Genomic DNA, 15744 nt, shown 5'->3' on the forward strand with positions numbered 1-15744 from the left:
GGATAGTGTAGCATTAGCTATGTGAAAGTAGGACATTCTACTGCGTAGCGCACCGACTTCAAATTGTAGAAAGCCCGACTAGCGATAGTTGGTTTTTTTACGTCTGCAGGAAAGTGAAATGTGTACAGTTAATATACACTTACCTGACAACAATTACGTAAGTTCGAGGGAGCGAAGCGACTCCCGATGCTAAAGTCACATCGGTAATAGCTATAATGTTCTTATTTCACGAGCTGGATTACCCGCTACTACGGTATTAGCCGTTACATTTTTAGTAACGACAGATCCCGCCCCAATAACACTGTTATTCCCAATAGATACGCCCGCCAAAATAATAGCGCCTGCGCCAATCCACACGTTATTTCCTATTGTGATGGGTGATGCAAAGTTTTCTTTATTGAGTCGCTGTGTAGGGTTAACAGCATGGGATACTGCTAACAACTGCACGTTAGGACCAATTAAACAGTCATCACCAATTGTAATTGAAGCTTCACTAATTGGGGCATCTAATACAGTACAGTTAATATTTATAAAGCTACGATCACCAATAGTTATTTGATTACCATAATCGCAATGAAAACCTGATTCTATAATTACCCCTTCACCGCATTGAGCGAATCGCTCTTTAATACGTTTTAAATTGCCTTTACTCGGGCTTTTATTAAAGAGTCGGCATATTTCACCTGTTTGTTTACGTAGGGCTAAAAGCTCTTTGTTTAAGCTATTAAATGGCTGCATTATGGTTTCTTTGTTTAGTTAAGAGATGCTAAAGCTATTTTACCTTTATTATTACTCGTTGAAAGCTGCTTTATTTTTGTTCGTTCACTTGCCATTTAACTTGTTTCGTTTAAACTTGCACATCTTTCGAAACGAAACTTAATATCTTACTTTATGACTAAACGAAACACACAGCAGCGTCGCCATAATATATTGGCTCAAGTTAATGAGCTAGGTGAAGTGGCCGTTGAAAAGCTTGCTGAGCAGTTTCAAACATCTGAAGTAACCATTCGTAAAGATTTAACCGCGCTTGAAAAAAGTGGCCTGTTACTGCGCCGTTACGGCGGTGCTATTGCACTGCCTAAAGAAATTGTAAGTGACGAAATAGACTCTAAGCGCAAAGTAGCAATAGCAAAGGCTGCTGCGGCACTTATAAAAGATCATAACCGTATTATTATTGATAGCGGGCGTACTACGGCCGCCATGATCCCAGAACTTGCAAATAAACGCGGGTTAGTTGTAATGACCAATGCGATTAAAGTGGCGAGCCGTTTACTTTCACTTGAGAACGAGCCAACACTTTTGATGACCGGTGGAACATGGGATCCGCATTCTGAGTCGTTTCAAGGCCAAGTTGCTGAAAACGTATTATGCTCTTATGATTTTGATCAGCTGTTTATTGGTGCTGACGGCATAGATGTAAAACGTGGCACGACTACCTTTAATGAGTTAGTTGGCTTAAGCCAAGTAATGGCAAAAGCAGCCCGCGAAGTAATCGTTATGGTTGAATCAGATAAGATTGGCCGAAAAATACCAAATTTAGAATTACCGTGGAAAATAGTAACCACTTTAATAACCGATACTGGCTTAGCAGAGGATAAACGCAAAGCGATTGAGGCGTGTGGTGTAAAACTAATTTGTGCAGAGATTATTGATTAGTAACTACAAAGTGAGTTACTAGAATTAAAAAATTAATGGAGACACTATGTGTGGAATAGTTGGGGCAGTTGCAGAACGTCCAGTAAACAAAATTTTAGTTGAAGGCCTTAAACGTCTTGAGTACCGTGGCTACGACTCTGCCGGTGTAGCACTACTAGAAGGCTCTACGTTAAATACTGTAAAAGCCGTAGGTAAAGTAGTAAACGTAGAAGCTGCACTTGAGAAAGCAGGCGTTAGCGGCCATACAGGTATTGCACACACACGCTGGGCAACACACGGCAGCGTTACTGAAGAAAATGCTCACCCGCACGTATCAAACAACCAACTAGCACTTGTGCATAACGGGATTATTGAAAACCACGCAAGCCTACGCGCATCGCTTAAAGAAGAAGGTTACGAGTTCCTATCTGAAACCGATACCGAAGTAATGGTGCACTTAATTCATAAGCTTCGTAAGCAACACACTACGTTACTTGCATCAGTACAAGCTGCGGTTAAGCAATTTGAAGGCGCGTTTGGCACGGTTGTATTTGATAAAGACAACGACAATGAAATTATCGTAGCGCGCTCAGGTAGCCCGCTTGTTATTGGTTTAGGCCTTGGCGAAAACTTTATTGCCTCTGATCAGTTAGCACTATTACCGGTTACTCGCAGCTTTATATTTTTAGAAGAAGGCGATGTAGCCCGCATTACACGTGACACTGTTGAAATTTTTGATGAAAATGGCGACGCTGTAGAGCGTGAAGTGATTGAATCAAATATCACGCAAGATGCCTCAGGTAAAGGCGACTACCGCCACTACATGCTAAAAGAAATTTACGAGCAACCACTTGCAGTACGTAATACCCTTGAAGGACGTTTAAACGACGACCGCGTAGCAATTGACGCCTTTGGCGACAGCGCTCAGCAAATATTTAAAGACGTAAAACACGTACAAATTATTGCCTGTGGTACGTCATACCATTCAGGTATGGTTGCCCGTTATTGGCTTGAGCAATTTGCAGGCGTTAGTTGCAATGTTGAGATTGCCTCTGAGTTTCGTTACCGCCAATCGTATGTACATGAAAACAGCCTACTTGTGACTATTTCACAATCGGGTGAAACAGCCGATACGTTAGCGGCATTACGCTTAGCTAAAGAGCAAGGTTACATGGCTTCAATGACCATTTGTAACGTACCGGGTTCATCGCTTGTACGCGAATCTGACCTTGCCTTTATGACCAAAGCCGGCGCTGAAATTGGCGTTGCATCGACTAAAGCGTTTACTACGCAATTAGTTGGTTTGTTAATGCTTACTGCGTCTATAGCGCAAGAAAAGCAGTTAGATCAAAGTGCTATTGTAAATGCTATAAAAGTACTTCCCGCTAAGCTTGAAGAAACCTTATTGCTTGCTGATGGCATTGCAGACCTTGCAGAAGAATTTGCCGATAAACACCACTCACTGTTTTTAGGTCGTGGTTCGCAATACCCAATTGCAATGGAAGGTGCGCTTAAACTTAAAGAAATTTCGTACATTCACGCAGAAGCTTACGCAGCGGGCGAGCTAAAACATGGGCCACTTGCACTTATTGATGCCGACATGCCAATTATTGTTGTAGCGCCAAACAATGAGCTATTAGAAAAGCTTAAATCAAACGTAGAAGAAGTACGCGCACGTGGTGGTATTATTTACGTATTCGCAGATAAAGATTCACACTTTGAGTCAGACGACACAATGCGTGTAATCAACGTAAACCACACTGACGACATTATTGCGCCAATTGTTTACACACTGCCATTACAGTTACTGTCGTACTACGTAGCGGTAATTAAAGGTACCGACGTTGACCAACCACGTAACTTAGCTAAATCGGTTACTGTTGAGTAAAATCAATAGGTTGGTAATTACCTGTTAAAGATAAAAAGGCGCTTAATGCGCCTTTTTTTGTGAATAATTTTAGCCGTGTTTTATTACTGCAAGGCACTTAAATTAAATAACAGTGAAAATAACTTCGTTTGAATACAAAGTTTCGTAATCAATGTCTTCATGGCAATATAGCTATAAACAAAATCAGGAACTCTGAAAATGACACCATGGAATGATGATAAGTTAAATAGAAAAGAAGACGCGGAGTATCTAACTACCTATTTACTCAGTAGGTTTACAATAAAAAAAGAAGAACCTTTTGTTTTAAATATTGATGCAGAGTGGGGATTTGGTAAAACCTATTTTCTTACAAATTGGCGAAGTGATTTAAAATCAAAAGGGTGCGAAGTCGTTTATTTTAATGCTTGGGAGAAGGACTTTACAAATAACCCTTTGCTTGGTTTTATTTCTGCAATCGATAAAGAGTTAAAACCTTTTTTTAGTAAAAAGGCCAACGCAAGTCAAAAAACTAAATGGGATAAATTTAAACTTGCCGCAGCCCCGCTGCTTTTATCCTTTATAGCACAAAGATTGACAGGTCTATCTCGCGATCAAATAAACGAGTTGATGTTGGGCAGCGATGAAGCAAGTAAAACATCCGATGTAGATAATAAAGCTACAAATAAACTAGTCGAAGGTTTAACTACTCAAGCAACAAATATTGCGTTAGAACATCAAGAAAGTATAGAAAATAGTATTATTACTTTTAAGGCTAATTTAGGGGAGATCGCGAAAAAGGCTGGTAAGGATATAAAGCCAATTTTCATATTCGTAGATGAGTTAGACAGATGTAGACCTAGTTATGCCATTGAACTACTAGAGACAATTAAGCATCTATTTCAAATACCACGCGTTTATTTTGTTGTTGCTACTGCATCCGAGCAATTAAGTCATTCAATAAAGGCTATTTATGGTAATAATTTTGAATCTAAAAAGTATCTAAATAGATTTTTCGATCAAATTTATCAACTACCATCACCAAATCTTTTGTCTTACTCAGTGTATTTATGGAAAACAGAGCTTATTAATGATGATAAGTTAATTGCTGTGCATAAAAATGGTAATGCTTATTTGTTGGCACAAACGGCCATTCTATGTGATGCGGGTTTACGAGATATTGAACAAGTCATTAAGGTTTTACAAGCTATTCAGCTAACAACTAAAGAAAAGCTATATACGTTACCGTTAGTATTTTTAGCTATTCTAAAAATAAGTAAGCCAGAATTATATAAAATTATGATACCAATGTGGAAAGATAAATTTCGAAATAACTCCAGTAAAAATTGGAGTATTTTTATTGAAAAAATGAATAATTCAGAATCGAATTTGGACCCAATGAGAGCCTCTAAAGGTAAAATTATTAGCATTATAAGTATGTTACTAGGAAAAACTGGAACAAAATCCTCAGAAATTCAACGTGGTACAACAGAGCTTGGCGATATGATCCTACATGACTTTAGCTATAACCAAAATCGACAGTTTTCGATATTACATTACCCTGAGTTAGTTGAGCGTGCAGGTCGTTTTATATCTTAAATAAAGGGGGAAACTCCCTTTTCGTATTAATGAGCAAAAATAATCAGAGCTAAAGTATGCTTAGAGCTTGTAGCTCGAATCGCGCAGCTGTTACCTATAAAAACATTAAAATCACTAATCCCTACTTAATAAGCGCTAAATACGCTAAAATTACAGGCTACTTTTTTAGCAATAAGCCCACAAATTTATGACCTCAGCAACAAGCCCTAGTACCTTTAACGATCTTGGCCTTATTCCAGAGCTACAAGCTCGTTTAACCGATTTGGAATATAGCCAACCTACGCCAATTCAAGCTAAGGCGATTCCAAGTGTACTGGCTGGTAGCGATTTAATTGCGGGGGCAAATACTGGCTCAGGTAAAACAGCAACGTTTGCGTTGCCTATGCTACAAAAGCTATTTGTAGAGCAAGGCGCTAATAAAGCGCCGAGCAAAGGTAATTTTGTAACTGGGCTTATTTTGGTACCTACCCGTGAGCTTGCAACGCAGGTGGCCGATAGTGTTAAGTCGTATTCTGCTAACTTTAATGGCGCAATTAAAACGGTGGCGGTATTTGGTGGTGTGTCGGTTAATACACAAATGCAGGCTCTACGCGGCGGCGCCGATATTATTGTTGCAACGCCTGGTCGTTTGCTCGATTTAATCTCAAGCAACGCGATTAAGCTCGATAATGTAACTACCCTTGTGCTTGACGAAGCCGACCGCATGCTAAGCCTTGGTTTTACCGAAGAGCTTGCTGAGTTATTAGCGCTTATGCCTGCTAAAAAACAAACTATGTTGTTTTCAGCGACCTTCCCAGAGCAAGTCACACAATTAACGCAAGAGCTGTTAACTAACCCTGTTGAAATACAAGTTCAAAGCAAAGACGAAAGCACCTTAGTACAGCGCGTATTTAGCGTTAATAAAGGCGAAAAAACCACGGTTTTAGCGCATTTAATTAAAGCGCATAAATGGCGCCAAGCACTTATTTTTGTAAACGCTAAAAAAGACTGTGAGCATTTAGCAGGTAAGCTTGAAAAGCGTGGTATTAACGCACAAGTATTCCATGGTGATAAAGGCCAAAGTGAGCGTACTCGCGTAATTGAAAAATTTAAAGCCGGTGAAATAGAAGTACTTATTGCCACCGATATTGCAGCCCGTGGTTTAGATATTGCAAAACTGCCTGTTGTTATTAACTTTAACTTACCGCGCAGCCCCGCTGATTACATGCACCGTATTGGTCGAAGCGGCCGTGCCGGTGAAGTGGGTTTAGCGTTATCACTGATTGATTACGAAGATTTTCATCACTTTAAAATAATCGAGAAGAAAAACAAACTTCGCTTAGAGCGTGAGGAAGTAACGGGTTTTGCGGTAAACCAAGCAAATCGTGACGCGGCCCTTGCACTTAAAAACGAAAAGCCAATGGCAAAGCCTGAAGGCACAGGTAAGAAAAAGAAGAAAAAATCCAACCAAGAAGATGACGTATGGAGCGGCTGGAGAAAAAGATAAGCCTTAATATATATAAGTTATTAAACTCGAATTAATAAAAACCCTGCAAATTTGCAGGGTTTTTATTATTAGCTAATATTGCTATACAGCAAATTAAAACTTAGACGGTGCTGGTGGCACTACTAAAGGTTGCTTAGGGTTTTCTTTAAGCTCTTTTAATAACTCTTGTACAGCACGTTCTATTGATGGATCTTGGCCTTTATAAATAAGCTCTGGGCGATCAACCACTTTAATATCAGGAGCAACACCTTCGTTTTCTATAATCCAGTTACCTTGTGTATCTAAAATACGGAATGTAGCCGCAATAACTTGCCCGCCATCTACAAGAGCAGGGTTGCCAGAAATACCAATTAAGCCACCCCATGTACGCGTACCAATTAGCTTACCTAAACCCGCTTGGCGGAAGTAGTAAGGAATTGCGTCACCGCCTGAGCTTGAATAGCCGTTTATTAGCATCGCTTTAGGACCGTCATGTGCAAACTGTGGTGTTTTAGTGGGCTCGGTACCGCGGCGTTTCCAATAGTTAAGTGGTTTACGCGCAAGCCACGTGATCATGTGCTCAGGAATAAAGCCACCACCGTTGTATCGGTCATCAATAATCATGGCGTCTTTAGTGGTTTGCGGCATGTAGTTTTTAAACATGGCGCGGTTGCCTTCATACGCGGTATTTGGCAAGTGTACGTAGCCAATGCGCCCATTTGATAGCTTGTCAACGTAGGCTGCACGCGAGTTAACCCACTCTAAATAACGTAAACCTTGCTCACTGGCGACCGGTTTTACAGTTACTTGCCACGCGCCTTTGCTACGCGGTTTGCTGTTTAGTACCAGTTCAACTTGCTCGCCTTGGGTGTTTTCAAGTAGTTCGTAAAAGTTAGCAACATCTTTAACCGAACGGCCATTTACCGCAATAATGTAATCGCCGTTATGTGCTTTTACGCCTGTGGTACCCAGCGGAGATCGGAAATCGTCATGCCAGTTTTCACCTTTGAAAATTTGCTCTATTTTTACGTAACCCGATGGGTCACTTGCAAGCTTAGCGCCTAATAAACCGTGGTTTTTACGTTCGACTTTTGGCATATCGCCCGATTGCAAGTAAATATGACCTGAGTTAATTTCGCCGGCAATTTCACTCAGTACGTAGTCAAGGTCGCTACGGTGGCTAATGGCATCAGCCATAGGTTGGTATTTAGCTAAAATAGCATCCCAATCTTGACCGTGGTGGTTTTCATCGTAGAACCAGTCGCGCAGTGTGCGCCAACCTTCTACGTACATTTGTTGCCACTCAGCTTGCGGGTCAATTTTAAGCGTCATTTTGCTTAAATCGAGCTTATTAGCGTTTAGGTCTTGCTTTGGCTTAGGTTCTATTAAACTAAAGTCGTGACCGGCTTTCACTAAAATATGTTCAGCGTTGCTAGAAACAGTATATGTGCTTACATCTTTGGCTACGGTTTCTAGTTTACTGTCGTGCTCGGTACCTATAAGTTGCAATGCGCCATTGGCAAGCATCAGTACGCCGTCTTTTACTGCGGTTAAGCCGCGGTAATTGCCCGCTGGTGCGTTAAGTGCGGTAACACGCTGCATAAAGTCGCTGCTTTGCAGTGCGTTTTTAACTTTTTTGTCGTCTTCTTTCTCGTCGTCATCGTCTTTTACAATCGTGGTTTCGTCACTTTGTAAGGCTATAAGCGGTTTAACACTGTCGTTTACTGCGGCCGCATAAATACGGGTTGCACGGTTAAACATGTAGTCAAACTCGTAGCTGCTAAACGCAAGGTTAAAGTCGCGCTCTGAGCTAAAGTAAAGGTATTGCCCATCTGGTGAAAATGTTGGGTTTTGCTCATTACTCATCTCGTCTGTTAAGCGTGTAACCTTTTCTTTTTTAAGGTTGTAGTGCCAAAGCGATGCATATCGATTTTCGTTATTTTTTACATACACAATGTCTTGGCTGTTAGGCGACCAGGTATATTGAGTAATACCGTCTTCGTCGTAAATGCCGGTATCAATTTTATGTTGCTTGCCCGATTTTGCATCTAACCACCACAGTGTGTGGTTTTTATCTGCAAACAATAGCTTGGTGCTATCGGGTGACCAAATAGGTGTAAAGCGCCAAATAGTGCCATTGCTAGTAAGTTGTTTAATGGCATTATTTTTACTGCGATCTTTTAAGTAAATTTCGTACTCGCCGCTTTCATCACTCATGTAAGCAATGTAACGCCCATTTGGCGACCAGCTTGCGTCTATTTCGCGGCTCTTATCTGTGTACGATAAGTTACGCGTAGGGCCTTGTTTAACAGGTACGCTAAATAGCTCGCCACGGGCTGTAAATACAGCACGTTTGCCATCGTGAGAAATCGACATAGAATCAATAAAGTCGCTTACATTTTTGCTGTACGGCATAGCGTATTGGCGCACACCAGCAATATTAATGCTCAGCTTCGCGCTTTTTTGTGTTTTTGCGTCAAAGCGATATAAGTAACCGCCGTTTTCATACACAACCGCATTAGGGCCCGCTGAGGGCCAAAGTACGTCAAAGTTCTTATAGTTTGTAAGCTTTTTAGGCTCACTGCCTTTACGGTATTGGTAAAGGTTTAATGTGTAATCACGATCAGATACAAAATAAATATTGTCGCCAACCCAGGTCGGTTGCTGGTCGGTAGCGCGGTTAGTAGTAAGTTGCTCTGAAGTGTTATTTTCTAAATCGTAAATCCATACATCTTGCGCACGGCCGCCACGGGTGCGTTTCCAGGTGCGAAACTCACGGTCAATGGGCGTATAAACATACTTGCTACCATCAGGGGAGAGCATACCGCCGCCAGTTTCTGGAATAGCTAAAGGTTGCTCAAGACCACCGTCGGCTGGGACCATATAAGGGCGGCCCATTCTTTTGCCCCACGGTGTACGGTTTGCTCTAAATACTACATTTTTGCCATCGGCTGTCCAATCTAAAACGCGGTAATCAAAACCACCACGCGGTGGCATTGGGCCAACATCGTTATAGTAGGTAAGTTGCTTAAGGCCTGAGCCGTCGCTGTTAATTACATAAATTTGGCGGCTGCCGTTATATTCGGCTGAAAATGCAATGCGTTTACCGTCAGGAGAAAATTTAGGAAAGGTTTCAAAACCAATGTGGTCGGTTAAACGTTTACTTGCGCCTGTTTGTGTATCAGCAATATAAATATCGCCACTGTAAACAAAGGTCACGTTTTGATTATGAATATCCGGAAAGCGCAGTAAGCGTGTGTCTTTAGTTTCATAAGCAGATACACCCGGTGCGATAACCGCAGCCAAGAGTGCTAAGGTTGTTATTTTTTTCATGGGATTACATCCTATATTAAAAGCGGTTACATCATAACAATCAGGTTATAAATAGCGATGCACTTGTGATAAAAGGTCTGTTACAAAATGTGAATAAAAAAGGTTGGCATTAAGCGGCCAACCTTTATGTAAATGCTCTTTATTTAGCGCATAAAATTAATGGTCGTGGTCATCTTCAACCTCAGCAATACCTAACCATGTTAAGCCAGCTGGTGGAAAAGTTAACTCTAGTTCACCTTCAACTTCTAAGTCTTCAAGGTGTACTTGCACAACATGCTGAGCAATAGGGTCAGCAACATAAGCAAACTCACCATTTTGAGCCACCGTCATGCTAAAGCTCATACCTTCAGGCATGGTTGATACATCTTGTTCGGTAATATCAACTTGGCCTGCAAGTTCCCAGTGCATTTCGCCATCATGGTCATGCCCCGTAAGTACATTTAAAAAGCCTAAGCTGTCGAGCACTAAAAAGTGTTCACCACTGGCCGAGAAAGAATAAGATACAGCACTTGCGCCATCGGCTAGTTGCCATTCTACTTCTTCCATTTCGGCATTTTCAGGATGAATATCCAGTAATACTGAGCCACTGCCATCGTGTCCTGCGGCAATACCAAAAATAGTGTCGCTATTTTCGTGGCCATATAAAGTACCAATGCGTTCAGTGCCTACCGCTTCTATATTTGCTACTTTTTGTGCTTCGTATACATCACCTTGCTGGTGAGCTATTAGCACACCATCACCACAACCAAATACAACATAGTCGTGATTTTGTGCTGCACCGTGTAAATCAGGGCACGTAACTTCTAAGGTCTGTTCAAGCTCGTATTCACCATCATGAAAGTGATAAACACCTACTTGATCTGGCAGTACTTTAGCAACCGATGTGTTATCTGCATCGTCGCGACGAATAGTTGATAGCAAATGCTCACCTCGTGGCTCTGCTACACCGTGCATATTTATATCGTAGCTAATACCAGGGAGTGTTGGCGTTGCGTTAGTGATATCGCTATCAGTTAACACTTCAACCGAAGCTGGCGCACCTGAATCTGCATCGCCATCGTAAAATATGGCTAATTGCCCGTCGTGTGTCATTAAGTGTGTAGGGCGGCTGCCACTTGTTAGCTCGTAGCTACTAAATGCAGGGCCTTGCTCGTAATCATGCAAGTGCTCACCGTGATCTTCGCGCCACATACCGCCGTCTATAAACCCTAGGTAATCTTGAGTTCGGTTTGTAATTACAGCGTAACGAAAGTCAGGCGAAGCTGACAACGTATTTGACTCATCGTTTAATACAAATGTATCAAGCAGTGCGTTATCGTCTAAATCAAAAAAGCTCGCTTCGTTGCTATCTCCAGCCAGTACGGCAAGTCTGCCAAGTGAGCTTATGGTAAAGCCGTCGTCATGGTCGTGATCATCATCATCATCGTCGTGATCGTGTTCATCTTCTACAACAATAGGATCTTGTTCCACAATGTTGGTTTCTGCATCACCACAAGCTGTAATAAATGTAGTGCTAATTGCCAGTGCAATAAGCTTTAATTGATATAGTTTTTTCATGTTTATTTCCTTTAATTATAATTTTTTAACGCTTAAAAATAACCGCGAATACCTAGCGCAAAGCTACGTCCTGGACGTGGCGCTATATCTTTTACAAACGAGCTGTGCACGCGTGCCTCTGTATCTGTTAAGTTGGTACCTCGCAGGTACACAGACATATCTTGGTTTAATACTGAAAGGTCGTAAGAGATGCTCGCATCAACCAATGTGTAACCGTCTGTGGCTGTTTCTTGTGGGGCTGTGCGGTCTTGCTTTTGATAGCGAGTAACGTGAATATGCGCACTGAGTTTATCTGTTTGATAGCTTAGCTCGCTACCAAAACGAAGCGGTGGTGTACGGGGTAAATCGCCACCGTCTTTAAGGCGTGCACGAACGTAATCTGAGAATAAATCTACTTTAAATTCATCAGTTAATTGCCACGCAATTTGCGCTTCAAACCCGTGTAAAATTACGTCGTCTGTTTTAAATAAATAAACCGGCAGTTCTGATGAATGGTCGTGTTCGTCAGCCCCTTCTTCTTCATCGCCATGGTCGTGGCCACTTTCGGCGAATAAACCGGTGTCTATTTGGTAATAGTAATTATCTACTTGGTTGTAAAAGGCATTTAAAATAAAGCCAACATCACCTTGGGTTTTACGCAGGGTTAAATCGATATTATTGGCTGTTTCCAAATCAATTGCTTGATCAGATAAACCCAAATGGCCGTCTTCATCTAAATCAAATAGTGCACCTACTTCGTAAGTGCCAGTACCAATGTGTGGCCCAAACGATAACAATTCAGAGGCAGAGGGCGCACGTTCAGAGCGCGATACAGAAAGGCCTAAGTTATAGTTAGGTGTAAAATCCCATACTACGCCTGCCGATAAACTGATTGGTGTAAATTCATGCTCTACGTCAAATACGCGGGTAATTTCTGCACTTTCTTCATGATCATGTTCGTCGGCTTCTTCTGCTTCATCGTGTGCGTGTGCGTCAATATTTGGCAGTAATACGTCGCCTGCTTCAATGGTTACACGCTCTATACGCCCACCTACTTGCACTAAAAAATCACCAAAGTGTCTTTCTTCCATTAGTGCTACAGCAAAGCTTTCGGTTTCTGATGGAGGCGTAAAGGCCTCTTCACCTTGTGCTTCAACATCGCTTTGTTTGTAATGAAAGCTAATGCCGCCATTCCACTCGTTAAATTGGTTATGTAGTAGGTCTATGCGTAATTCATTTGTTTCGTTTTTAAAAGTAGTGCCTACAGCGCCACCTTCAATTTCAGCGTGTTCGTAGTCGGTATGGCCAACGCGCAGGTTTACTTTGTTTAACCATTTATTATCTAGGTTGTACTCACCTAATAATTGCACCTTAGTTTGTTCTAAATCAGCAAATACGCTTTCTTCTTCGTCGCTGTGCTCTTCCTCTTCTTCCTCGCCGTGCGTATGGCCCGGAATACCGTATTGACGATTAAATTGCTCTACTGCTAAGCCAATAAAGCCGTTATCCATTAAGTAGCTAGCGCCAACAGTAAAACCGTCAGACTCTTCATTACTGTTTTCAACTTTGTAATCGCCACTATGGCTTTCACTATCGCTATCTATATCTGCGGCTACAGGTACCTCGTAGTCGTCGGCCTCACGCCAAAATGCATCGGCGTAAAAAGCCACCGAGTCTGTGCCTGTGGTGGCATTAAACGAGGCTACTTTTTGGTTATCTACCGAGTTATGTTCTACGTTCCACTCGCCGCGTGTTGTGCTGTCGGTTGGTACACGGCTATCTACTACATTAACCACACCACCAATCGCTCCGCTACCATAAAACAGTGTTGCTGGGCCGCGTAATACTTCAATTTGTTGTGCGGTAGAGGCTTCTGATGCAACAGAGTGATCAGGGCCAACGCGCGACACATCGCTTACATCAAGGCCATTTTGAGTAATGAGTACACGCGGGCCGCTTAAACCACGAATAATTGGTGTACTGGCTACTTTACCGTGAAAATTAGTATTAACGCCTGGGAGCTTTTCAAGGCTATCGCCAAGTGTTGCAGCTTGTTGTCGTCTTAGTTGTTCGCCAGATAAAACGCTAACAGGTGAGGCAGATTCCATTGCCGACATATGAATAGGGGTTGCTTCAATATCAATAACTTCAATAGGCGAGCGCTTTAAATTAAACGTAACCGATTGGTTTTCGGCATTCGTTATTGTTATATCGCGATGAAGATGCGCATAGCCAGGGGCTACAACGTGAAGTTCTTTTAAGCCATTGTTTAGCTCTGCTATAACAAATTTACCGTTTTCGTCGGTGGTGACTGTAAGGTCTGAGCCTTCAACTTCTATGGTTGCATTGGTAACTATTTTACCTTGATTGTTTAAAACAACGCCTTCAATTGTGGATGCCAGCACACTTGCTGGTAATAAAGCTGCGATGAGAACAGCTAATTGTGATCTAGGTTTCATTTGACTACCTTGTTAGATGTTATATTATATCAATAATGCGAGAAATGTTATAATGTATCAATAGTAATTAACTGTTGTTACTAAAATGTCTCCTTAAAGGTAACGCTTTTGAGTAGAGGCACTAATTTAGTAGAGGAAATAATGAAGTCGAGTCAAAGTGTTATGGATCGTATGGCGATTGGGTTATCGTTAATGTGTACAGTACATTGTTTTGCAACCCCGGTTATTTTAGCGCTATTGCCAAGCTTTGCTGTACTGCAAATAGATAGTGAACAATTTCATTTATGGATTCTTGCAGCGGTATTACCCACCAGTTTATTAGCACTGAGCTTAGGCTGTAAAAAGCATAAGCGTAAACGTTATATGGCCTGCGGCGTTATTGGGCTGTCTTTTATGATATGTGCGGTATTGCTAGGGCATGAAATAGCCGAAAAAGCGCTAACCTTAATAGGCTCAGCGTTTATTGCTGTGGCTCATTGGTTTAATTACCAACAATGCCTTAAACAAAATGATGATAATTGCCCGTGTTCAGGCGATGAATCTGATCAGGCAGCTTAGCGCTATCAGTGCTACAAACAGCTAATATGTAGCACTGTTCTAAATTTTAATAACCTAAAGCTAAAAGTGAGTTAAAGTAATCATCCAATATTGGTTTATTACGCTTGGTTTAGGTTAGGGCGTGCTGATCTTTGCGGATTGAAATTTGTTCAATCTAGGGGCGATTAAATCGCGGCGCGAGGTTTGTAACCTAGTGGGCTAAGTAAAAACCGAGTAACAAAGAGTTTATCGCCCCTAGGCAGAACCCGAAGGGCAGCGCATGTTTGGCATTTATGCTGCGTTATCGCCTATTTATGGGGAGTAACCACACTTCATAGGCTCTGCCTTGCCTAAAAACCAAACATACTGCTGCAAATTCAACCATCAAGGATCAACACGCCCTAATGAATACTGCTTTAAAATCCCTGCTGTTACTTTGCGCTTTAATGTGTTTTAAATTAAGCGCAAATACCCCGTACCAAATCCCTAGAAGCAGCGTTATTGAACTCACTGAGCCCGTGACCAATCGGGTATACCCTGTTTTTATTCAGCTTCCTAAGTCATATAAAAAGCACCCTGAAAAAATATATCCAGTTATTTATTTAACCGATGCGCCGTATACGTTTCCTATTGTGGCAGGTGCTACACGGTTTCCTATGAATAGCGGTAAAATGCAGCAGGCTATTATTGTGGCCATTAGCTATGAAAAAGGCTCTAAAGGGTCTAATAGCCGTATTAGAGACTACACACCAAATAAGGCTAAAAGCTGGAAAAAACAAACCGGTAACGCTAAAAACCATGCGCTGTTTTTAAAAAATACGGTACTGCCATATATAGAAAATGCCTACCGAGCAAGTAGCACACAAAAAACCTATATAGGTAACTCTTTAGGCGGCTTATTTGGTGCCACTATTTTATTTACGATGCCCGATTTATTTAACAATTATATTATTGGCAGCCCATCAGTTTGGTTTAATAACAATGCAATTTTAGCGCTACAAGCACATAAACCTAAAGTGCCTACTAAGGTTTATATATCGGTGGGGGCAAAGGAAACCCCAAGTTTTGGTGAAGGTCAAAATATGGTGGAAGGGGCAAAGCTGCTAACGCAAAAAATTAATGCACTTAGCAGTGAAAATATTGAATTAAAAAGCGTTGTTATTGAAGGGGCGAGCCATGCAACCGCGTTTCCTACTACAGCTATACAAGGGCTTGATTGGGTACACCAATCGACTTAAATATTTAATCATTCTAGCGTGCTAATAGAGCGCTAACAGTGTTATAAATTTCTCATGTAGAACACTACATGTCGATAT

The 15744-nt window shown here is 41.6% G+C and carries 10 protein-coding genes; 6 read left to right on the forward strand and 4 right to left on the reverse strand.

Annotated elements, in window-relative coordinates; all coding sequences use genetic code 11:
* Nucleotides 1-210 precede the first annotated feature (210 nt).
* Complete coding sequence (locus J8L73_RS12270) at nucleotides 211-738, reverse strand: sugar O-acetyltransferase (protein WP_211017400.1); 528 nt, start codon at nucleotides 736-738, stop codon at nucleotides 211-213.
* Between the two features lie 153 nt (nucleotides 739-891).
* On the opposite strand from J8L73_RS12270, the gene J8L73_RS12275 reads away from it, so the two are divergent.
* From J8L73_RS12275 to J8L73_RS12290, 4 genes are all read left to right on the forward strand, one after another.
* On the forward strand, nucleotides 892-1656 hold the full coding sequence (locus J8L73_RS12275; protein ID WP_211017402.1) for a DeoR family transcriptional regulator: 765 nt from the start codon (nucleotides 892-894) through the stop codon (nucleotides 1654-1656).
* 46 nt (nucleotides 1657-1702) lie between these two features.
* Nucleotides 1703-3523, forward strand: coding sequence for a glutamine--fructose-6-phosphate transaminase (isomerizing) (glmS, locus tag J8L73_RS12280; RefSeq protein ID WP_211017403.1), 1821 nt, complete (start codon nucleotides 1703-1705; stop codon nucleotides 3521-3523).
* A gap of 198 nt (nucleotides 3524-3721) precedes the next feature.
* Entirely contained in the window at nucleotides 3722-5098 is a 1377-nt protein-coding gene (locus J8L73_RS12285) for a P-loop NTPase fold protein (protein ID WP_211017405.1), read from the forward strand.
* A 187-nt stretch (nucleotides 5099-5285) separates the two neighbouring features.
* Complete coding sequence (locus J8L73_RS12290; RefSeq protein ID WP_211017407.1) at nucleotides 5286-6584, forward strand: DEAD/DEAH box helicase; 1299 nt, start codon at nucleotides 5286-5288, stop codon at nucleotides 6582-6584.
* 93 nt (nucleotides 6585-6677) lie between these two features.
* On the opposite strand, the gene J8L73_RS12295 is transcribed toward J8L73_RS12290, so the two are convergent.
* From J8L73_RS12295 to J8L73_RS12305, 3 genes are all read right to left on the reverse strand, one after another.
* Complete coding sequence (locus J8L73_RS12295) at nucleotides 6678-9896, reverse strand: S41 family peptidase (protein ID WP_211017409.1); 3219 nt, start codon at nucleotides 9894-9896, stop codon at nucleotides 6678-6680.
* 156 nt (nucleotides 9897-10052) lie between these two features.
* Entirely contained in the window at nucleotides 10053-11453 is a 1401-nt protein-coding gene (locus J8L73_RS12300) for a 5-methyltetrahydrofolate--homocysteine methyltransferase (RefSeq protein ID WP_211017411.1), read from the reverse strand.
* Nucleotides 11454-11485: 32 nt separating this feature from the next.
* Nucleotides 11486-13891, reverse strand: a complete 2406-nt coding sequence (locus tag J8L73_RS12305) for a TonB-dependent receptor (RefSeq protein WP_211017413.1) — start codon at nucleotides 13889-13891, stop codon at nucleotides 11486-11488.
* Nucleotides 13892-14032: 141 nt separating this feature from the next.
* Here J8L73_RS12305 and J8L73_RS12310 point away from each other — a divergent pair, with 141 nt between their 5' ends.
* Both J8L73_RS12310 and J8L73_RS12315 read left to right on the forward strand, forming a co-directional pair.
* Nucleotides 14033-14449, forward strand: a complete 417-nt coding sequence (locus tag J8L73_RS12310) for a MerC domain-containing protein (RefSeq protein ID WP_211017415.1) — start codon at nucleotides 14033-14035, stop codon at nucleotides 14447-14449.
* Between the two features lie 383 nt (nucleotides 14450-14832).
* The gene (locus tag J8L73_RS12315; RefSeq protein WP_211017417.1) at nucleotides 14833-15666 is read left to right on the forward strand and encodes an alpha/beta hydrolase-fold protein; all 834 of its coding nucleotides are present in this window, start codon (nucleotides 14833-14835) and stop codon (nucleotides 15664-15666) included.
* Nucleotides 15667-15744 lie beyond the last annotated feature (78 nt).

Origin of the sequence: Pseudoalteromonas sp. MMG006, from assembly GCF_018101025.1 — a bacterium.
Classification (GTDB): Bacteria; Pseudomonadota; Gammaproteobacteria; order Enterobacterales; family Alteromonadaceae; genus Pseudoalteromonas.

Bases quoted from the DNA above. Each gene is read 5' to 3' on its own strand.
- J8L73_RS12270 (WP_211017400.1), bottom strand. From the start codon at position 738: ATGCAGCCATTTAATAGCTTAAACAAAGAGCTTTTAGCCCTACGTAAA.
- J8L73_RS12275 (WP_211017402.1), top strand. From the start codon at position 892: ATGACTAAACGAAACACACAGCAGCGTCGCCATAATATATTGGCTCAA.
- glmS (WP_211017403.1), top strand. From the start codon at position 1,703: ATGTGTGGAATAGTTGGGGCAGTTGCAGAACGTCCAGTAAACAAAATT.
- J8L73_RS12285 (WP_211017405.1), top strand. From the start codon at position 3,722: ATGACACCATGGAATGATGATAAGTTAAATAGAAAAGAAGACGCGGAG.
- J8L73_RS12290 (WP_211017407.1), top strand. From the start codon at position 5,286: ATGACCTCAGCAACAAGCCCTAGTACCTTTAACGATCTTGGCCTTATT.
- J8L73_RS12295 (WP_211017409.1), bottom strand. From the start codon at position 9,896: ATGAAAAAAATAACAACCTTAGCACTCTTGGCTGCGGTTATCGCACCG.
- J8L73_RS12300 (WP_211017411.1), bottom strand. From the start codon at position 11,453: ATGAAAAAACTATATCAATTAAAGCTTATTGCACTGGCAATTAGCACT.
- J8L73_RS12305 (WP_211017413.1), bottom strand. From the start codon at position 13,891: ATGAAACCTAGATCACAATTAGCTGTTCTCATCGCAGCTTTATTACCA.
- J8L73_RS12310 (WP_211017415.1), top strand. From the start codon at position 14,033: ATGAAGTCGAGTCAAAGTGTTATGGATCGTATGGCGATTGGGTTATCG.
- J8L73_RS12315 (WP_211017417.1), top strand. From the start codon at position 14,833: ATGAATACTGCTTTAAAATCCCTGCTGTTACTTTGCGCTTTAATGTGT.